This is a genomic window from Hyphomonas sp. KY3 (genome assembly GCF_017309975.1).
Lineage (GTDB): Bacteria > Pseudomonadota > Alphaproteobacteria > Caulobacterales > Hyphomonadaceae > Hyphomonas.
Window position 1 is genome coordinate 1,543,895 of record NZ_CP022271.1, and the last position, 19,165, is coordinate 1,563,059.

20 protein-coding genes and 1 riboswitch are annotated in these 19,165 nt (G+C 58.2%); of the genes, 5 read left to right on the top strand and 15 right to left on the bottom strand.

From position 1 onward, the window contains the following. Positions 1–2 precede the first annotated feature (2 nt). Both ccoS and cobU read left to right on the top strand, forming a co-directional pair. Positions 3–155, top strand: a complete 153-nt coding sequence (ccoS, locus tag CFA77_RS07725; protein ID WP_084333195.1) for a cbb3-type cytochrome oxidase assembly protein CcoS — start codon at positions 3–5, stop codon at positions 153–155. A 76-nt stretch (positions 156–231) separates the two neighbouring features. Continuing rightward, positions 232–741 carry a bifunctional adenosylcobinamide kinase/adenosylcobinamide-phosphate guanylyltransferase gene (gene cobU, locus CFA77_RS07730; protein WP_206992956.1) on the top strand — a complete coding sequence of 170 codons (510 nt, stop codon included), beginning with the start codon at positions 232–234 and terminating at the stop codon, positions 739–741. On the opposite strand, the gene cobD is transcribed toward cobU, so the two are convergent. From cobD to cobT, 11 genes are all read right to left on the bottom strand, one after another. Continuing rightward, positions 725–1,723, bottom strand: coding sequence for a threonine-phosphate decarboxylase CobD (cobD, locus tag CFA77_RS07735; RefSeq protein ID WP_206992957.1), 999 nt, complete (start codon positions 1,721–1,723; stop codon positions 725–727). The two genes, cobU and cobD, sit on opposite strands and share 17 nt — an antisense overlap. Beyond that, positions 1,720–2,670 (bottom strand): adenosylcobinamide-phosphate synthase CbiB, encoded by a 951-nt coding sequence (gene cbiB / locus CFA77_RS07740; RefSeq protein WP_206993195.1) that lies wholly within the window; start codon positions 2,668–2,670, stop codon positions 1,720–1,722. The genes cobD and cbiB overlap by 4 nt, the downstream gene beginning before the upstream one ends. After that, positions 2,670–4,154, bottom strand: a complete 1,485-nt coding sequence (locus tag CFA77_RS07745) for a cobyric acid synthase (protein ID WP_206992958.1) — start codon at positions 4,152–4,154, stop codon at positions 2,670–2,672. Before CFA77_RS07745 ends, cbiB begins: the two co-directional genes overlap by 1 nt. Then, positions 4,151–4,912 (bottom strand): ABC transporter ATP-binding protein, encoded by a 762-nt coding sequence (locus tag CFA77_RS07750; RefSeq protein WP_206992959.1) that lies wholly within the window; start codon positions 4,910–4,912, stop codon positions 4,151–4,153. Before CFA77_RS07750 ends, CFA77_RS07745 begins: the two co-directional genes overlap by 4 nt. Continuing rightward, positions 4,905–5,897, bottom strand: a complete 993-nt coding sequence (locus CFA77_RS07755) for an iron ABC transporter permease (RefSeq protein ID WP_206992960.1) — start codon at positions 5,895–5,897, stop codon at positions 4,905–4,907. The genes CFA77_RS07750 and CFA77_RS07755 overlap by 8 nt, the downstream gene beginning before the upstream one ends. Further along, complete coding sequence (locus tag CFA77_RS07760) at positions 5,894–6,721, bottom strand: ABC transporter substrate-binding protein (protein ID WP_206992961.1); 828 nt, start codon at positions 6,719–6,721, stop codon at positions 5,894–5,896. The genes CFA77_RS07755 and CFA77_RS07760 overlap by 4 nt, the downstream gene beginning before the upstream one ends. Positions 6,722–6,730: 9 nt before the next feature. Continuing rightward, positions 6,731–8,578 carry a TonB-dependent siderophore receptor gene (locus CFA77_RS07765; RefSeq protein WP_206992962.1) on the bottom strand — a complete coding sequence of 616 codons (1,848 nt, stop codon included), beginning with the start codon at positions 8,576–8,578 and terminating at the stop codon, positions 6,731–6,733. A 162-nt stretch (positions 8,579–8,740) separates the two neighbouring features. Further along, a riboswitch (cobalamin riboswitch) is annotated at positions 8,741–8,930 on the bottom strand. A gap of 56 nt (positions 8,931–8,986) precedes the next feature. Continuing rightward, positions 8,987–9,589, bottom strand: coding sequence for a cob(I)yrinic acid a,c-diamide adenosyltransferase (gene cobO / locus CFA77_RS07770; protein ID WP_206992963.1), 603 nt, complete (start codon positions 9,587–9,589; stop codon positions 8,987–8,989). Beyond that, on the bottom strand, positions 9,586–10,122 hold the full coding sequence (gene cobC / locus CFA77_RS07775; protein ID WP_206992964.1) for an alpha-ribazole phosphatase: 537 nt from the start codon (positions 10,120–10,122) through the stop codon (positions 9,586–9,588). The genes cobO and cobC overlap by 4 nt, the downstream gene beginning before the upstream one ends. Further along, the gene (gene cobS, locus CFA77_RS07780; RefSeq protein WP_206992965.1) at positions 10,113–10,871 is read right to left on the bottom strand and encodes an adenosylcobinamide-GDP ribazoletransferase; all 759 of its coding nucleotides are present in this window, start codon (positions 10,869–10,871) and stop codon (positions 10,113–10,115) included. The genes cobC and cobS overlap by 10 nt, the downstream gene beginning before the upstream one ends. Beyond that, complete coding sequence (cobT, locus tag CFA77_RS07785) at positions 10,868–11,905, bottom strand: nicotinate-nucleotide--dimethylbenzimidazole phosphoribosyltransferase (RefSeq protein ID WP_206992966.1); 1,038 nt, start codon at positions 11,903–11,905, stop codon at positions 10,868–10,870. Before cobT ends, cobS begins: the two co-directional genes overlap by 4 nt. A gap of 336 nt (positions 11,906–12,241) precedes the next feature. On the opposite strand from cobT, the gene CFA77_RS07790 reads away from it, so the two are divergent. Together CFA77_RS07790 and CFA77_RS07795 are read left to right on the top strand one after the other, a co-directional pair. After that, positions 12,242–13,327 carry a hypothetical protein gene (locus CFA77_RS07790; protein ID WP_206992967.1) on the top strand — a complete coding sequence of 362 codons (1,086 nt, stop codon included), beginning with the start codon at positions 12,242–12,244 and terminating at the stop codon, positions 13,325–13,327. Between the two features lie 28 nt (positions 13,328–13,355). Then, positions 13,356–14,426, top strand: a complete 1,071-nt coding sequence (locus CFA77_RS07795; RefSeq protein WP_206992968.1) for an acyltransferase family protein — start codon at positions 13,356–13,358, stop codon at positions 14,424–14,426. A gap of 1 nt (position 14,427) precedes the next feature. Here the strand turns inward: CFA77_RS07795 and ychF are convergent, their stop codons facing one another. Beyond that, positions 14,428–15,525, bottom strand: a complete 1,098-nt coding sequence (gene ychF / locus CFA77_RS07800) for a redox-regulated ATPase YchF (protein WP_206992969.1) — start codon at positions 15,523–15,525, stop codon at positions 14,428–14,430. Positions 15,526–15,673: 148 nt separating this feature from the next. Between ychF and CFA77_RS07805 the strand changes: the two genes are divergently transcribed. Beyond that, complete coding sequence (locus CFA77_RS07805) at positions 15,674–16,567, top strand: toll/interleukin-1 receptor domain-containing protein (RefSeq protein ID WP_206992970.1); 894 nt, start codon at positions 15,674–15,676, stop codon at positions 16,565–16,567. Between the two features lies 1 nt (position 16,568). Here the strand turns inward: CFA77_RS07805 and CFA77_RS07810 are convergent, their stop codons facing one another. From CFA77_RS07810 to CFA77_RS07820, 3 genes are all read right to left on the bottom strand, one after another. After that, positions 16,569–17,357: a thioesterase family protein gene (locus CFA77_RS07810; RefSeq protein WP_206992971.1), complete on the bottom strand. Its 789-nt coding sequence runs from the start codon at positions 17,355–17,357 to the stop codon at positions 16,569–16,571. Positions 17,358–17,490: 133 nt separating this feature from the next. After that, entirely contained in the window at positions 17,491–17,811 is a 321-nt protein-coding gene (locus tag CFA77_RS07815) for a 2Fe-2S iron-sulfur cluster-binding protein (protein ID WP_034813477.1), read from the bottom strand. Between the two features lie 17 nt (positions 17,812–17,828). Then, positions 17,829–19,076: an NAD(P)/FAD-dependent oxidoreductase gene (locus CFA77_RS07820; protein WP_206992972.1), complete on the bottom strand. Its 1,248-nt coding sequence runs from the start codon at positions 19,074–19,076 to the stop codon at positions 17,829–17,831. Between the last annotated feature and the right edge of the window lie 89 nt (positions 19,077–19,165).

The window sequence follows — 19,165 nt, forward strand, 5'->3', positions numbered from 1 at the left end:
CTATGACCATCATCATCTATCTTATTCCAGTTGCTCTGGCACTTGGCCTGCTGGGGTTGGGCGCGTTTGTATGGTCGATCCGCTCGGGTCAGTTTGACGACATGCAGGGACCTGCCTATCGCATTCTGGATAACGACGACGATACACCCGCCTGATCCAGCCGCCGACTGAGCGCACATGAACCGAGACGAATAATTTGGCCAAGCCGATGCAATTCTGCTTATTGAGCCGATGACGAAATTCCTCATTCTGGGGGGCGCACGATCCGGTAAAAGCGCCCGCGCGCAGGCTCTCGCAGAGGCCGCCTCGCCGCACCGCCTGTTCGTGGCAACCGCCGAGGCACTCGATGCCGAAATGACCGACAGGATTAAACGGCATCAGGCCGATCGCGGTGAAGGCTGGCGAACAATTGAAGCGCCGCTTGATCTGGTGTCCGTGATTCAGGGAGAGATCAATCCGGGTGAGTCCGTACTCATAGATTGCCTGACGCTTTGGCTCTCCAATCTATTCCACCACAATCGAGATATAGAGCAGGAAACTATGGCGCTTTGTAATGCGCTCCAGTCGTCACAGGTGCAGATTGCACTCGTCTCTAATGAAATTGGCCTGGGGTTGGTGCCGGAGACATCTTTGGGACGGGCTTTTCGGGATGCACAGGGGCGGCTGAACCAGAAGGTTGCTGCTGTTTGCGATCAGGTAGATTTTGTCGCTGCCGGCCTTCCGCTCAGACTGAAAGGCTGAGTGCTTCCCGCAATCGCGTCTCTGCCGCTTCGTTCGCGATGAGGCCAAAACGCAGATGCTGGTTCGACCAGGAAAAGCGACGCACGTAAATGCCGCGCTTGGCGAGTCGTCTCCAGATCAGATGAGCATCTTCGCACTCAACAAACCGAAAAAGATTGGTTCCGTGAATCTCCTTGATTCCGGTGCCCACCAATATCTCGTCCAGACGTCTTCGGGCATCGTCAAGCCGCGCTCGTGTGCTGACTTGCCAGGAAGTGTCTTGATAGGCGCGCTTGCCAATGTCGAGCGCCAATCCGGATACGGGCCAAACACCGAGAAGGTTTGATATCGGTCGCAGTATATCTTCAGAAGCGATGATTGCGCCAAGGCGCAGGCCAGCGAGCCCGTAAAATTTTCCAAAGGACCGCAACACAATCAAGCCGGGTGCCCCGGCATGTCGGGCGAGGCTGAGTTCTGGTGCAAGGTCAGTATACGCCTCGTCCACGATCAGCCATCCGCCCCGCTCTGCCAGCTTCGCACGAGCTGCCTCCAGTTCATCCGGCTGGAAGAGACGCCCATCAGGATTGTTTGGGTTGCAGATGGCGACGGCGTCTACGTCACTGGATAAAGACAGGGGGGAAGTGGTCTCTAAGACGTCACATCCTGCGGTACGCCAAACTTGCGCATGATCCCCATAAGTGGGGGTCAGAACCGCGACACGTTTCGGAGAAATGATCTGCGGCAACATCCGGATCAGCAATTCACTTCCAGGCGCGAGCGCCAATGTGTCAGCGGGCACGCCAATGACCGATGCCATGGCGGCTCGGCATTGTTGATATGCGTCGCGGGTCGGCAGGGCATTCAGCGTATCTGGCGAAACATCCGGTACGGGATAGGGCCACGGATTGATTCCGGTCGATAGATCTATCCATGGCCCTGACGCATTTGGAAATGCGGCGCGCATCTTGTCGAGGGAGCCACCGTGAACGAGATCGTGCCTCATAACATGTACGCTCCGAAAACGACCAATGCCACCAATGCGAATGCCACCGCGCATGAACGGCGGTACAGCGCCAGTCCCCTCAACACATCACCCCGCGCCGGATCTCTCGCACCAACATTTAGCCAGGGCTGACTGGTGGTGCGTCCTTCATATGCGCGCGGTCCCGACAGCCGAATGCCAAGCGCGCCGGCCATTGCAGCTTCAGGCCATCCCGCATTGGGAGAACGGTGTCGTCTTGCGTCTCTCAGCATCACTCTCCACGCTTGTCCCTTCAGCGAGGTGAGGGCGAGGAGCAAGCCCGTCAGGCGCGCCGGAAGGAAGTTTGCCGCGTCATCCAGTCTTGCGGCAAAACCACCGAACGCATAGTGCCGGTTACTGCGATGCCCGATCATCGAATCGAGTGTGTTGATGGCTTTGTACGCAGCAATTCCCGGCAATCCGAATACAAGCCCCCAGAATACCGGAGCAATCACGCCGTCAGACATGTTTTCGGCCAGGCTTTCCAGCGCTGCGCGCGCGATGCCATCTTCCTCCAGTTGCGCAGGGTCCCGGCCTACGATCAATGAAACCGCCTGGCGTGCTCCACTGATATCTCCGGTCGTTAGCGGTTTCGCCACGTCAGCCACGTGCGAATGAAGGCTACGGGACGCGATGAGGCTTGAGGCGATGGCTGCTTCAAGAACAGTTCCGACAAGCGATGGAGGCAACAGGCTCGAAATGGCGTGCGCCAGAGTGGCGACACTCAATACGAGAACCGCACTTGCAAATCCGCCCATCAGGTAACGAACCCCGTGCGACCAATCCGGGCGGTTGAGCATCTGGTCCGCGGTGCCGATTACCCCGCCCAGCCATGTCACGGGGTGACCAATTCGGCGAAACAGTTGTTGAGGCCAGCCAATTGTAACCTCCAACCCCCAAGCGCACAGTATCAACGGCGCGAACCCCATCAAGTTTTCCGGCGCCAACCAGGCTCCTCCGCAAGCTTCAGCAGCGCATCAACATCCACGGCTTCCTCGACGCCATCGGCCAATTCGTCCAGAGCGGTGTCCACTGCAGTATCATAGTCGAGATTTCCCCCGCCAAAATGTCCGGCCTGTTCCAGCCACGCACGGCGAAACTCATTGCCTGCGAATGCTCCGTGCAGATATGTTCCTTCGATCCGGCCATTTGCGCTGCGCGCGCCATCCTGCTCCGCACCAAAATTTATGAATGGCCGGTTCGCATCAGGGCCTGACGTGCGACCAGCATGAATGACATAACCGGATGTAGTCGGTCCCAGGGCCGTCACGGCTCTGCTAACAGGTTTCACTTCCTTGTGTCGTGTCATGATCGTATCGACATCGAGCAATCCAAGGCCGGCTGCCTCGCCCGGGTCACCATCGACGCCGAAAGGGTCAGAGACCCGATTGCCAAGCATCTGGTATCCTCCACAAATACCGAGCACCCGGCCTCCCGCACGTGCGTGCGCGATGATGTCGTGGTCCCAACCCTGTGCGCGCAGGAAAGCGAGATCACCGAGTGTTGATTTCGTGCCAAACAGGATAACAACATCCGTGTTGCGCGGAATGGCCTGGCCCGGAGGAATCCAACTGAATTTGACGTTCTCCTCAAGCTTGAGGGGGTCGGCATCGTCGAAATTTGCAATCCGCGACAGTATGGGTGCCGCGATTTTCAAAGCCTTTCCAGAGGGTGTGAGCGGCGTGTCCAGGACGAGCGCGTCTTCGGCAGGCAGTTTCGAAGCGGCGGGCAACCAGGGTATCACGCCGAGGCACGGCCACCTAGCGCGGGTTTCGATTTCCGTCACGCCTTCATCAAACAGCTTCAAATCGCCCCGGAACTTGTTCACCAGAAAGGCGCGGATCATCGCACTGTCTTTCTTCTCAATTACATTCCGTGTTCCAACAAGGCTGGCAATGACACCACCTTTTTCGATGTCGCCAACCAGACAAACGGGAACGCCCACGCGTCGGGCAAACCCCATATTTGCTATGTCCCGGTCGCGCAGATTTATTTCCGCCGGGCTGCCGGCGCCCTCGACAATGACCAGGTCGTACGCATTGGTAAGTCGGCCAAAGCTCTCCATGACTGCGCCCATCAACTGGTCGCGATTGGCCATATAGTCTGCGGCTTCCATGGCATGAGTAGCCTTGCCATGTACGACGAGCTGTGCGGTGCGGTCTGTCTGGGGCTTCAGCAGCACCGGATTCATGTCAACATGGGGATCCAGACCTGCCGCACGCGCCTGTAGCGCCTGAGCGCGGCCAATTTCACCCCCCGTTGAACAGGCGGCGGCATTGTTGGACATGTTTTGAGGTTTGAAGGGGGCAACACTCAGGCCTCGGCGCCGCGCGATCCGGCAAAGGGCCGCCGTCAGGACAGACTTGCCGACATCCGAGCCAGTGCCTTGCAACATCAGTGCGCGGGCGGTCATGCGGCACCGTCAATATGAATGTTCAGCCCCTCGACCCGTGCCGCAACGCCATAAATGTCTCTCATTCGCTCGGCTGTCAGTGTTTCGGACGGAGGGCCATCCGCTTCAATACGCCCATCCTTCATCCAGATCATGCGAGAGGCGTAGCGCGCGGCGAGTTGAATATCATGGAGCACGACCAGTGCGCCGCCACCTTGGTCCACATAGGTGCGGATCAGGTCGAGAATCCGAAATTGCTGACGGGGGTCCAGCGCAGCTATGGGCTCATCCGCGATGAGCAAAGGCGCTTCGGCGGCAAACGCGCGCGCACAATGGACGCGGGCCAGCTCCCCGCCTGAAAGCGTATCCGTTCGGCGCCCCGCCAGTTCCAGAAGTCCGCAGGCCTGAAGCGCGCGGTCAACGGCTTCGGCGTCTAATCCTTTCAAGCGGCCCAACGGCGCTCCGTGGCTGAACCGCCCAAGGGATACGACGTCACGGACACTATTCGGCCAGGCAAGCGGCCGGGTCTGGGGAAGGTAGGCTATTTGCCGGGCGCGCTGCGTCGGTGAGAGAGCATCAACCGGTTTACCGCCAAGCAAGCTGAGCCCCGCACTCGCCGATTGCAGGCCCAGACCGGCGCGGATCAGGCTCGTCTTGCCCGCACCATTCGGACCAAGCAGCGCGACGAACTCGCCACAGCCGAGGCGGAAGCTGGCATCGTCTACCAGCACACTCTCCCTTGCGAGAACGGAGATGTTTTCGACGACGAGATCAGTCATTTCCGGTCCGCCTTTGCATCGCGATCCAGACAAAAGCGGGTGCACCGATGAGCGCCGCGACAACGCCGAGTTTAAGCTCCGCTGACGTCGGCATCAGGCGAACGAAAATGTCAGCGACGACCAGGATCAATCCGGAGAACAGCGCAGACGGCACAAGCGAGCGCGCTGGGTCATGCCCGACGAAGGGACGAATGATATGAGGCGCAACAATGCCGACAAAGCCAATTGCTCCAGCCAGCGCCACCGCGCCACCGGTTGCCAGACCCGCGCCAACCACGGTGAATATCTGCTGGCGCCGCAGATTGAGGCCAATCCCTGCTGCTGCCTCTTCGCCGAGAGTCAGCGCCGACAGGCCGCGCCGCGTAGCAAACAGAGTTGCGCCGCCCGCAAGGATGAAGGGCGCCGCCAGCGTAATTTCGTCAAAGCTGCGATTGGCAACTGAGCCCAGCATCCAGTTGATCATGTCAGATAGTGAAAACGGGTTCGGTGCCAGGTTCATCAACAGACTCATGGCCGCGCCAGCAAAGCTCGACAGGCCAACACCGATCAGGATGAGCGTGACAACAGACTGGGTGCGCAATGCGGCGATGGTAATGAGAGCTGTTGCCGTCAGTGCACCAATGATCGCGGCAATCGGTACGGCCCAGGGCGTGATCGAGGCGATCCCGTAATAGAGCGCGAACGTAGCCATAAGCGAGGCCGAGGCTGAAACCCCGAGAACTCCCGGTTCTGCCAGAGGGTTCCTCAGCAAGCCCTGCAAGGCAGCGCCGCTGATGCCCAGCGCGGCCCCGACGATATAAGCCGCGATCGCCCGCGGCAGCCGTATCTGCCAAACGACCAGGCGGTCGCCCGCTTCCGCTCCCCCGAAGAGGGCTGCCAGCAACCGGTCGGCGGGCAGGGCGGTTGATCCGAGGAAGCATGCCGAGAGAATTGCCAACACACTTGCGGCGATCAATGTCGGCATGAGCAGGGTTTCACGCGTCATTGTCCGCCCTTTCCGGCCAACGCCTCGACGGCATCCATCAAGAACCAGCCGCTGCACGAGGTCCACGCGCCTTCAAGCGATACGACTTCGCTCTGCGTAAGCTGCGCCTTTGCGACAGGGTGCTTCATCGGACTCCACGCGTCCGGATGATTGGTGCGCGATCCGAAGAAGGCAGCCGCTACGACATCAGGTTTCTCATAGGCAAGCGTTTCCAACGGGATGGATCGCCAGCCATGTTCTGTTTCCATATTGGTCAGGCCCGCCGCCACGATCATTTCATGAATCAGCGAGCCCGGGCCGGTCGTTACACCTGCGGGCGTCATGTACAATGCGGTCTGGCCAGTCTCGCGCTTTCTCAACCGCGCAAGGCGGTGTTGCATCTCAGTGTTCACGACCGCACCCCGTTCAGGCTCTCCCAACTCGTTGGCGATGCGTTGCGTGTTTTTCATCACGGAAGGAATGTCAGGCGTCCAACCAACTTCCACCACAGGCACGCCTGCCTTCTCGAAGAACGCGGCGGCATTCGGTCCGCCGCCATAGGACCGCACAACAAGGTCGGGCTTGAGGATCAGTACATTCTCGGCGTTTGGCCTGACGGTCGCGATGCCGTCGGCGGTGTTCCGCATATAGGAAAATTCCCGACCCGCATCCGGCGACAAGGCCAGGATGCGTTCCCGGTCGACAAGCTTCAAAACATACTGGTCGGCGCAATAGTCGAGGCTGACAATCCGGGCAGGGCGCTCAGGCTTTGTGAGCACATTCTTGCCGGCCTGTCCGCAAGCAGACAGAAGAAGCGCAAGAATTGGGATTATCAGCCTCGACATGGAGATGTCCTAGTAGCGGAGCCGCACGCCGACAGATCCGGACAGTCCGGGTGTGCCATATCCCAGGATCTGCTGGTACTCCTCATCGAGCAGGTTCTCGATCCGGCCATAGATTTCGACTGTATCATTGAGATCATAGCTGCCGGTCAGGTCGACGCGTGTCCAACTGTCGAGTTCGGATCCGTCTGTATTGGCTTCTTCGCCATTATAGCGAACGAGCACTGCGCCAGAGAAGGGGCCGTCCGGATCAAAAGAAGCTGAGATGTGCCCGGTGCTTTCCGGGAGGCGGGCCAATGCGTTTCCGTTGCCATCCTCTGAGTCAATGAACGTATAACTCGCCGCGATACCCAGCCAGTTATTGATCGCATAAGCGCCAGTCAACTCGACCCCCTGCGAGTCCACAAGGGCGATATTGTCGTAGCCAGCCGTGTAAGAGAAATCGATCATGTTCTCGGTTTCCTGATCGAACAGGGTTGCACCAAGGACGATGCGCTCGTCAGCAGACTGCCATTGCACACCAATGTCATAAGCCTCGGAGGTTTCAGCCTTGAGGTTGGTATTGGGGGCGGTCAGTCCACAGAAGGTGCAGATATAGGTCGACTGAAAGATGCTGGGTGCCTTGAAGCCCTGACCCCAGCTTGCCTTGAAGGTGAGCTGATCTGTTGCGGTCCAGGCTGCTGCCACGCGACCCGTTGTTTCAGAGCCGAAAGTCTCGTGATCGTCGACCCGAATTCCGCCTGTCAGTGTCAAACTGTCCACGGGTTTGAATTCGTAGAGCGCAAACAAACTGTCAATCGAGGACTCTTGCTCATTGGCACTTGTCTCTTCGCGCTCCGTTCCAAAGGCCAATGTATTTGTGTCGTTGATGGCGAATGTGCCCTGATAGCGAAACAGCACGCGGTCACCTTCGGTGAAATAACTCTGGACACCGTTTGACGTATTTTCGCGTTCAATATCGGCATAGCCAATCTGAACAAGGTTCTCGAGTCGGCCATCGAACAGTGGCGCTTTCAGGGTGATGTTTCCAGACAGCGTCTCCGAATTCGTGACCTCATCACCATCCGCCACGCTGCCCTGCGCACCGAACGCATAGCTGTCATATTCAGACTCTGCGTCGCTCCACATCAGGCTGGTTTCGAGACGAACACTGGCCGGCAGGTTCAAACCGCCTTTGGCCGAGACCGTCTGTGAGTCGTAGCCGTCGTCTTCGGAGTTACCATTCGCCTCATCCGCTTTGGAAATACCATCTGTGGTCAGTCCGGTAGCCGCGAGCCGGAAATCACCGATTTCATTCGCATTGCTGATCGACGCGCCGCCGCGCAATGTATTGAAGGAGCCGTATTCGCCGAACACCGTGCCTGACAAGCCTTCTGTGGGGCGCTTGGTCGTGATGGACACGACGCCGCCAATGGCATCACTCCCCCAGAGCGTCGATTGCGGGCCTTTCAGCACTTCGATACGCTCAATGGTGTCTGTGTCCAGATAAGCGAAGTTGTAGCCGCCACCGGTGCCGGTCGGATCGTTTACGGGTACGCCGTCGATCAGCACCAATGTCTGGTCATTGGAAGCACCGCGTATACGCACGCTGGCGTTGCCGCCAAAGGCGCCGTTCTGGTTGACCGTGACACCGGGCGCGGTTGCAATAGCGTCCAGGGCAAAGTCGACGCCCAACTCTTCCAGGTCGTCCCGCGTGATGACGGAGACACTTGAGCCAATTTCGGTCATCGTCTGGTCAAGGCGTGATCCATTGACGATGATCGTTTCGAGTTTGGTTTCTTCGATGCTTGCAGTCTGGGCGGTCGCCGAGACGGTAAAGCCGAACGCAACAGCCCCCAGCAGGGCGGTTTTGTAGAACATATCTTTTCCTCGCATCCCAGCCGCCCGAATGGTGGATGCAGTTCATAACGACAATCTGGCCTCACCTTGTGATTGGTGCGGACGGCCAGGCCCAGGGGTTCGGATGTCGTTACAAAGGATAGGCTTGAAGCCTTCCCGCCCGCTGAGAACTATTCCCGGCCTCCGGACGAACGACGCGATGGCAGGTCTCCTGGCTCACCGATCGTCATCTCAGGCCGCCTTCCCAGAGCGATTGCTCCAGTGGCTGTATGGCCTTCAACTCCCGGCTCACAGTTGCGGGTACAGCGCCGAATTCACATCGGCTTCCCTCTTAGCTTTCCTTGCAGAAAGCACCATCTGAACGTGGTAATGTTGCAAGCCTCGCGACCTGTCAATACTGCCGCTATTACAGGACGCGCGGCAAAATGGTCAGAAGTCGACGCCACGCTTGGCTTTGAGCCCCGCTTTGAAGGGGTGCTTCACCTCGACCATCTCGCTGACAAGATCGGCATAGTCGCAAAGTTCCGGTTTGGCATCGCGCCCCGTCAGGATGACGCTGGTCTGGCTGTCGCGCGCTTTCAGTCCCTCGAGAACAGCGTCGGTTGAGAGATAGTCATAGCGCATGGCGATGTTGATCTCATCCAGCACAACAAGATTGTAGGAGCCATTTGCCATCATGGTTTTCGCACGATCGAACGCTGCCTCGGCGGCGGCGATGTCGCGAGCCTTGTCCTGTGTGTCCCAAGTGAAGCCTTCACCCATTGTGTGCCATTCGAGTTGATCGGGGAACTTGTCGAAGAATTGTCGTTCACCGGTAATCCATTTGCCCTTGATGAACTGGACGACCCCCACGCGATGGCCCCAGCCGAGGGCACGGGCAATGACGCCGAAGGCCGAGCTCGACTTGCCCTTGCCATTTCCCGTGTGAACCAGCACCAGCCCGCGATCCGGCACGGCGGCCGCGTCGGTCTTCTTGCGTTGCTCTGCCTGCAGCGCCTTCATCTTTTCAGTATGGGAAGTGTCGTCGGTCATGTCGCGTTTCCTGAGTGTTCCAGCAGCGTGATGAGGCCGCCATAGGCGACCGAGCTCTGATAGTGATGGTGGCCGCCGAGCGCGGCAAAGGCTGCCTTGATCACGCCGGCATGGGTCACGACAAGAGTGTGGCTGTCGGGGTGGTTGAATTCGGCTATGGCGTTCTGAGTGCGGGCGGTCAGCATGGCGACGCTTTCCCCCTCATGAGGCCTCGCATGGAGGAAGTCCGATGCCCAGGCATCGAGTTCATGTCTCGGCAATTCGCTCCAGGGCTTCATCTCCCATGTTCCGAAATCCATCTCGGCCAGTCGTTCATCCCGGATGATGTTCAGCCCACTCCGTTCTCCGACGAATTCGGCAAGTTCAGCGCACCGGGTCAGCGGGCTCGATACGATGCGGTCTATCCGTGGCAGTCCGGCCAGAACGATGCTGGCCTCGTCCGCAAAAGAGGTCGCGAGCGCCAGGTCAGTTCGACCATAACAGGTGCCGGGTGCGACATCAGGCGTTGTATGCCGAAGGAGGGTCAGAGCCATGCGAGGAGCCCCAGATAGAATCCGATCTCGCTTGCTTGCTGCACCGCGCCGAGCGTGTCGCCCGTATAGCCCCCCAGTTTGGGCTCAAAGAACAGGCGCATTAGAACATGCGCGAAACACAATGAAACAATACCGGACAGGAGTGAGACGAAAGGAAACAGGACAGCACCGACTGCAACAGCACCCAACGCTGTGAAACCGGCAATTATCAAGCTGGACGCAGATATACCCGTTGCTACAGGCTTTCCCGTACCTTCCTCCCGCACATACCGGCTGGACGCGATCACACACACAGCTGAGAACCGAGAGACGCAATGCGCAACGGGCAGGGCAGCGCAGACCCAGATTGGCGGTATCGTCGACAGCGCACCCACCTTGATGGCGAGCGCCAGGAACAGCGCGGCGGCCCCATATGTGCCGAGCCGACTATCCTTCATGATTTCCAATGCACGAACAGGTGTATGTCCGCCGCCAATGCCGTCAAACGTGTCGGCCAAGCCATCCTCATGGAACGCACCTGTCAGCAGCAGGCCTGCGCTGACCGCCAGCAACGCCGCCATGAAGTCCGGCAGGACCAGGGCGGCGATCCAGAAAACGCCCGCACTCACGAGCCCCACAAGTATGCCGACCAGGGGGAAATATCTCGGCGCTTGCGCCATGCGCTCCGGTGTGAACATCTTGTCTGTTCTGAGCGGTAGCCGAGTCAGAAATTGCACAGCGAGTACGAGTTTGGCGAGTTCGCCATTCATGCCGGGCCACTCACTCCGGCGCTCTCGAAGCTCGCCATCTCGCGCAGCATCGCTGCGGCTGCCTTCACAAGCGGAAAGGCGAGCAATGCGCCCGTACCCTCGCCCAGGCGCATGCCCAGATGCAGTAATGGCCTGGCCTTTAGCGCGGCCAGTACACGCCCATGTCCGGCCTCTGCGGATTGGTGCGCAAAGATCATGTTCTTCCGGCAATCGGGTGAACTCGCTTCAGCGGCCAATGCGGCGACTGTCGCAATGAAGCCGTCCACGATGACAATCTTGCCGCTCGCTGCCGCTCCGATCATGGCGCCGGCCATCATGGCAATCTCGAAGCCGCCATACTCCTGGAGCGCCAGACCAGCTTCCAGTTTATCGTTCGTCCGGTTTGCAGCTTTTTCCAACAGTTCGCATTTGCGGCGAAGACCATCATCGTCGAGACCTGTGCCCCGTCCAGTCAGGTCGGCAACTGGCACTCCGAGTATTTTGGCCGCAACGAGGCTGGCCGAAGATGTGTTGCCGATGCCCATCTCGCCCAAACACGCAACCGCTTCGTCGCCTTCATGACCCAGCGCTGACCCGGAAGACAGCGCAGCAGCGTGTTCGGAGGGTGTCATCGCGGGCCGCTCAATGGCGTTGGCCGTGCCTGCTGCGATCCGACGCGGGATCAGGCCTGGGTGATCGATCAGCTGTCCCGCTACTCCAGCGTCAACCACGCGGACGCTCGCGCCAACAGAACGGGCGAAGACATTGGCGGCTGCGCCCTCCGAAAGAAAGTTGAGCACCATCTGGCGGGTCACATCCTGCGGGAATGCCGAGACACCCGCTGTTGCCATGCCATGGTCAGCTGCAAAGATGGTGAGCCTGCATGTGTCCGCGCGAGGCGTCAGGGATTTCTGGATCTGCGCGATCTGAACAGCAAGCGTTTCGATCCCCCCCAGCGCGCTAACTGGTTTGGTTTTGCCGTCGATTGCTGCGCGAATCTGAGCTTCAAATTGCGCTTCAGAATGGGATGCATCCGTATCTGTAGGTGTCTGCATGATGAAGAATGCCCGTTTACTTAAATCGTGTGGCGGGGTTCTAGGCAGCATCGAAGGCGATTGTACAGGCTCGGCAAATTTCTCATGTCAGCTTTTTCCTGGAGGTTCGGCGCCAATCGCGTGGCTTTCCGATCTGCTTCCGCATGTCCTGCGCAGCCTGAAAATCCGGGCGTCACAACTAAGTCGGCGGGCAAGGTTCGGTGGCGCCAAGAGGCACACAGTCTCGCCACACTTGGCGCATGCATCCTGTGCTTGTTTCTCTATCTTGGCATACCTTTTGCGTCGTAGAGTCTGTGTGTCGCGGCGATTGTGCGACTGTCAGGATTCGAGACCAAGGTGCGTATGTACGCCTCCGGCAACAGCAAGATTCTCTTCATTACGCATGGCGCGGGTCGCGGCCGCAAAGTGCCGACAGGCGATGTTTTCCTGAAACGGCTGGCAGCGAAGTCTGATCCCTTGCTCAAGGATATCCGGATCCATCGCACAGGCTCCGGGTCCGCCAACTTTGAGGGTGTGGGGCTGGTCATCTTCTGGCTGGGCGATCCTCTGATGCAGAAGTACCCGGCCTGTTATGTTGATGCTGTGGCCATTGCCGAAGAGGCGGTTGATCGAGGGATTCGTATCCTCAACCATCCAGACGCGCTCAGCAACACGACCAAATCCAGGCAGGCGCATATCTGGGCTGACGCAGGCGTACCATGCGCCGCCGCTGCGTCGGTATCGACATTGGAGGAGATGGCGGGCGCGATCGAGCAAATCGGATTTCCCTGTATCGTCCGAAGTGATCAGGAGCATGCACAAAGACAGGTTGCGACCCTGTTCAAGGCTGAGGACGCAAAGGCGCTCGACAGCGAGGGGTTACTGCCAGCAGTTGTTCTGAAGCTGTATGACATCCGTCAGGAATACCGTGACGTTGGCAGGCCCCGCTCCGATCTCTTTGCGCGCTATCACCACAAGACCCGAGCGTTCGTGTGTGGTGACCGTGTTCTGGCATCTCACCTGTTCTTTTCGACCGAGAGAATCGTTGGCCTGTCCAACAGTCTGTTCCAGCGGGAGGCGAGCCGACTGCGGCGTCTGGCAAGATATTTTGGCTATCATGAGCGTTTGCGAGCCGACCTGATTGCTGCAGACAAGGCATATTTCTCCGCGCCTTTGGAAGAGGCGCAGGAACTCGTTAAGGCGGTCAGGGCGCTCGGGCTGGACTTTGCCGCGGTCGATTATAGCATCCGTCCAGAGGGGCACATCATCATATGGGAGGCCAATCCGTATTTCTGGTTGCCCCATGGCAAGGCCAGCGTTTTGTCGCGCCAACGCGATGCAGTCACCCGCGTGGACCAGACATTCGATTGGTTCACTGCTTGCATCAAAGCCTATTGTAATGATCATCCCACCTTGTCGGTGGTTTCTTCATCCCGACGCTGAAACGATGTCGCCATTGGAGTTGCATTGAATGGTTTCGACGCATCCTATCGCCGCACCACCTGCGCAACGGGTAGATTGGGTAGATTACGCGAAGGGCATCTGCATCATTCTGGTGGTAATGATGCACGCGGTAAATGGCGTCGAATATCTGTTCGATGAGCACGGATGGATGCATCCCATCATCGATTTTGCACGGCCCTTCCGAATTCCGGACTTCTTTTTGGTGGCGGGTCTGTTCCTGAGCCGGTCGATCCATGCGCCGCTCGCCGACTATCTCGACCGGAAAGTCGTGCATTTCATATATTTCTACGTGCTCTGGCTCACGCTCCAGCTTCCGGTCCTGGAGTTCGATGCGTTGGTGTCCCATCCTGGTTATGTCCTGAAGCTATGGTTCTACAGCTTCGTCGAACCCTCGAACTCGCTTTGGTTCGTGCACATGTTGGCGATCTTCTATGTGGTTACGCGCTTGCTGCGAAACGTGCCGATCTGGATCGTGTTTGCAGGCGCCTTCATCCTCCAGTCTCTCTACCAACTTGTGCTGATTGATACGGGATGGGGCGTGATCGACCGGTTCGCAAACCGGTATGTTTATTTCTTCATGGGGTACGCGTTTGCACCACAAATCTTCCGATTTGCCGGAAGGGCGGCCAAAGCGCCCTGGACCGGAGCCCTTGGTTTGCTGGCTTGGGGCATTCTGAATTGGTGGGCAGTCAGCCTCGCCTTGCATGAAGAAGTGGTTGCCAGTTTCATTCTGGGCATTGCCGGCGCGACTGCCGTCTGCGTCGTGTCAGCGCTGCTGACCCGGTTCCGCGCAGCAGACTTTCTCAGATATTGCGGTCGGCACTCGATCGTCATCTACCTGACCTACGCGTTTCCGCTCGTTGCGATGGAGCGACTGGTGCTGCCTGCAATCGGAGCGCCCTTCGGCGATGTGGGGCTGGCGTCCGCCTTGACCCTGACATTCGCTGTTGCGCTCCCGCTTGCCTTACACGCCCTCATTCGCGGCACGCCGCTCAATTTCCTGTACGTCCGTCCGGATTGGGCCAGCTTGTCTGGAAGCGAGCGCGGGAAAAGGCGCGCTGCGTTGTCGGCAAAATAGCCTAGACGTTGAAGCGAAACAGCATCACATCGCCATCCTGGACTATGTAATCCTTGCCTTCTGACCGCATCTTGCCGGCTTCTTTCGCGCCTGCTTCGCCGCCATGCTCGACATAGTCCTTGTAGGCAACCGTTTCGGCGCGGATAAAGCCTTTCTCAAAGTCACCATGGATAACCCCGGCAGCCTTGGGAGCACTCCAACCTTTCCGGATGGTCCATGCGCGGGATTCCTTCGGTCCGACCGTGAAATAGGTCTGCAGGTCGAGAAGGTCGTATCCGGTATGGATCAGACGGGTCAGGCCCGGCTCTTCCAGTCCGAGCGTCTCAAGATATTCGCTGCGGTCCGGCTCATCCAACAGGGCGAGCTCGGCTTCAATTTGAGCTGAAATCACAACGCACGCAGCGCCTTCTTCAGTCGCGCGGGCCTCGACACGACTGGAATATTCGTTACCTGTTGCGGCACTGTTCTCGTCAACGTTCGCGACGAACAGAACCGGTTTTGAGGTCAAGAGCTGCAGCATGTTCCACGCTTTTGTGTCGTCTTTCGAGACAACAGCGCGTCGGGCCGGGCGACCTTCGTTCAGCTCGGCAAGTGCGAGATCAATCAAAGCGACCTGAGCCTTGGCTTCCTTGTCACCGGAATTGGCCTTTTTCACGACGCCGGCCTTGCGCTTTTCAAGGCTTTCCATGTCAGCCAGCATGAGTTCGGTCTCGACGACTTCGAAGTCGGCAATCGGGTCGACCTTCCCGCTGACATGCGTGATATCGTCATTCTCGAAACAGCGAAGGACATAGATGATCGCGTCTGTCTCACGGATATTGGCGAGGAATTTGTTGCCAAGGCCTTCACCTTGGGAGGCGCCCTCTACGAGACCCGCAATGTCCACGAAGTTCATGCGCGCCGGGATGATCTCCTTCGAGCCACCCACTTCGGCGAGCTTCTCCAGCCTGGGCTCTGGTACGGCGACTTCGCCAACATTTGGCTCAATCGTGCAGAATGGATAGTTGGCCGCTTGCGCTGTGGCCGTTTGAGTGAGCGCATTGAAGAGTGTGGACTTTCCCACATTGGGAAGGCCTACGATGCCGCATTTGAAGCCCATACCGGTCTCCTGAGTAACTGGTTCGCCGCGCAAATAGCCGTATTCACAGCCGAAAAACAGACGGAAATATCGCCTGATAGCGGAATTGGGTGGAATATTAAGGGTCTATGGGTATGCTTGGCTCATTACTTCAAGAGGTAGCGCGCATATGGCGTACGATGTTTTCCTGGTATCGGCGATCGAAGATCGCGACATGGCGAAGTTGGTCGCACGTCGGCTGCGTTCGCTGAAGTTCAAGGTCTGGTTCGATCAAAAGCAGGTGGACAATACGTTCGATGCCAAGGATGCACGCAATGCGGGCAATTCCAAGCATATGCTTGTCATGTGGTCCGAACATGCAGTGAAGAGCGACTGGGTGCGTGCGGCGGCTTCTGTCGGGCATTCGCGGCCTGGCATGTTGGCCCAGGTCAGCGTCGACAAGACGATCCCTTACGAGCCGTTCAAAAGCGACAAACGTTTCTCGATTGAGGGCATGACGTCGCGCAAGACTCCTGAAGGCTTTTACAAACTGATCGAAGAGCTCGGCCAGCGCGATGGGCGCTCCGACCTTCGAGAGTGGATGGGGTATGGCTCGAAGGATGAAGAAGCGCGGGAAGACTGGCTCACGGCTCATCCGGACGACCCGCTTGCTATTGATGCAAAGAAGAAGCGTGAGAAGGCGATGGGTATCAAGCCTGCGCCAGCGGCCGAGACGGCCAGCGCAGCCGCCTTGGCAAAGGCTTCCGTCAAACCGCATGTCGCAAGTTCCGGTCCAGGCCAACGCCCAACAAGCTCAGCGGCGCCTGCCACTTCAGATCCATTGGGCATGGGATGGGGCACGATTGCCGCAGTTGGCGCAGCCGTGTTCGCAATGTTTTTCCTGAGCTGGATTTTCCGCTCTCAGACGATCACCGCTCCGGTCTATGCCGGTGCACCGGGTGTCGGAAATGCTTATGTCCTTCAGGAAGCCTGTCCAGCAGGCCAGGTGCCAGCATCACTCATGAAAGTGCTCGAGCCGGGGCCGATCGTGAATGATACTGAAGAGCCGGAGCCTGAAAACTAGTTCAGGCGAACACGGCGATGGTCTGTCGGCCGATCATGACCGGTTGGCCTGATGTATTCCACAACGTCATGGCTTGGCTGTTATAGCCATCCTTTGACGTATCGGCGATATGCTGGGCCAGGAACCACCCCTCGTTCGTCTGAATGTCATCTGTCAGGAATTCTGCCATCCATGTCATGGAGCTGATACGGGCCTGTCCTGTCAGCATCGACATGGCCGCAGGCGGTGGTGCGTCTGCGAGTGCCAGGACGGAAACCGCGTCCGGCGGAACCGAGCCATCCTTGTGTCGCATCCAGAGAGACATGTCTGCGTCTGGCGCACCCGACATCGGGGGGCTTCCATTCGCCAGCCGCATGTTGAAGTTGCGGGTGAAGGCAGGGCGCCTCGGCGACTCTCCGAAGAAAGATGCGGTCTCGTCCGGGGAGGTAACTTCAGGCGCAGGAAGGTTTGCAAAATTGAGGGATGACTCACGGTGTGCCCCAAAGGCAAAGATCGCCTCGGCAGCAACGCCTGCTTCGCCCATCATGCGCACGCTCGTAAAGACGGTATTCTTGCCTTCGCGCAGCAGGGTGGCGGTGCATTCGACGTCACCCGACACAGGCCCGACAAATGCCACTTGCGCAGACCGGATCTGACGCCCGCCAGAGGTCGGCATCGCGGCCTGCAGGCACAGCGCCGCAGTCAGCCCCCCATAGGTTGTGCGGCCTTGCATCCAGGTCTCCGGCACATGAAAAGACATGGCATGGTCGCCGGTCTGTTTGCCGCTGCGCATGAGGGTGGTGAAATCCATCAGTCTCTCCCTGACTACAGAGCGCCAATTTAGTCAGTTCTGGAAAGGAACCAACTCTTGACGCCGGGGTATGCGAACAAAAAAGCGCCCCGGCATATCACCGGGACGCTCAATGTTTTCGATAGGGCGCAGCCTAGTGCTGGCTCTCCGGTGTCGTGACTTTCAAGCCATCCAGATCTTCCGAAACGGTGATCTGGCAAGACAGGCGGGAATTTTCCTGAACATTTTCAGCGAAATCCAGCATGGATTTTTCCATTTCTTCCTGCTCTCCAACTTTGTCCATGAAGGCCTGGTCGACATATACATGGCATGTGGCACACGCGCAGGCGCCGCCGCAATCGGCATCAATGCCCGGAATGGAGTTCTTGATAGCAGCTTCCATCACGGTCTCGCCGTTCTGGGCCTCCACAACGCGCTCGGTGCCGTCGTGGTCGATATAGGTAATTTTCGCCATGTGCGGGTTTCTCTCCTTCAAGCTGCCACTGCGTTAGTGGCAATCTCTTTCATTGTTATTGATGTGTCTGCAAGAATGTCAGCCGAAAGCTTGGCGCCTGACATGATGAGCTTCTTGGATGCGAGGAATTCGGGCGGACTGTTGATCGCATCCACTGCGATGAGCGTTCCGTTCTTCAGATAGAAGGCCGCAAACTTTCGATCCTCCGGTGAACCCCTCACGACGATCTCGTCATACCCGGCGCCGAGCCCGGCGATCTGGAGCTTGAGGTCGTACTGGTCTGACCAGAACCAAGGGCAATCTTCATTCGGTCGCGGTTTGCCAAGAATGGCGGCGGCAGCGAGCTTGCCCTGCTCGATGGCATTGTGGACGCTTTCAAGCCGACCAGAGCGACCAAAATGCACCAGCGGCCGACTGGCGCAATCGCCTGCGGCAAAAATTCGTGGGTCGGATGTGCGCGCATCGCGATCAACAAGAATGCCATTATTGCAGGCAATTCCGGAATCTTTGGCGAGTGCTTCGTTTGGCAGGATACCGATGCCGACCAGAACAATGTCCGCATCGAGTTTGGTCCCATCGGTGAGCACGGCAGCGGTCACCGCGCCATCATTCCCTTCAAGCTTCGACAGGCTCGTCTCTGTGCGAATCTCAACGCCCTGGCGGCGATGCTCAGCCTCATAGAACTCGCTCATGACCGGGCTTGTAACTCTGGCTAGAACACGTGGTGCCATTTCCAGAACGGTCGTTTTCAGACCCATTTGCTGGGCGACGGCCGCTGCTTCAAGACCGATATAACCAGCTCCGATAATCACCATGGAGCGTCCGGCCACCATTTGCGGCCGGATCCGCTCGACATCGGCAAGACCGCGCAGCGCGTAGACATGCTCAAGCTCTGCACCGTCGATCGGCAGGGCGCGAGGGCGCGAACCCGTCGCGATGATCAGCGCGTCATATTCGAGGTGGCCACCATGTTCGAGATCCACTCTGCGTTCCGCCCGGTCGATGCTGGTTGCGCGTGTCGAAAGGATCAATTCCACATTGTTGTCTTCGTACCAGGCGGCTGGTTTGAAGTAGAGGCGCTCCTCGGCGAACTCACCCTTCATATAGGCTTTTGACAATGGTGGGCGCTGGTAGGGCAGTGCCGGTTCTTCACCGACCAATGTCAATTCGCCCGTATAGCCACCCATGCGCAGGGATTGAATTGCTTGCGCCGCAGCTTGCCCAGCCCCAAGCACCACAATGCGTTTTGCGTCTGTCAGATCCAATGTGCTATTCCCGGTCTACGTAGGGTCAATTCGTGACGCCTGCGTCATTTTTAATATTCTAGGCCAGTCTGCCTGCTACTGCAAGGCAT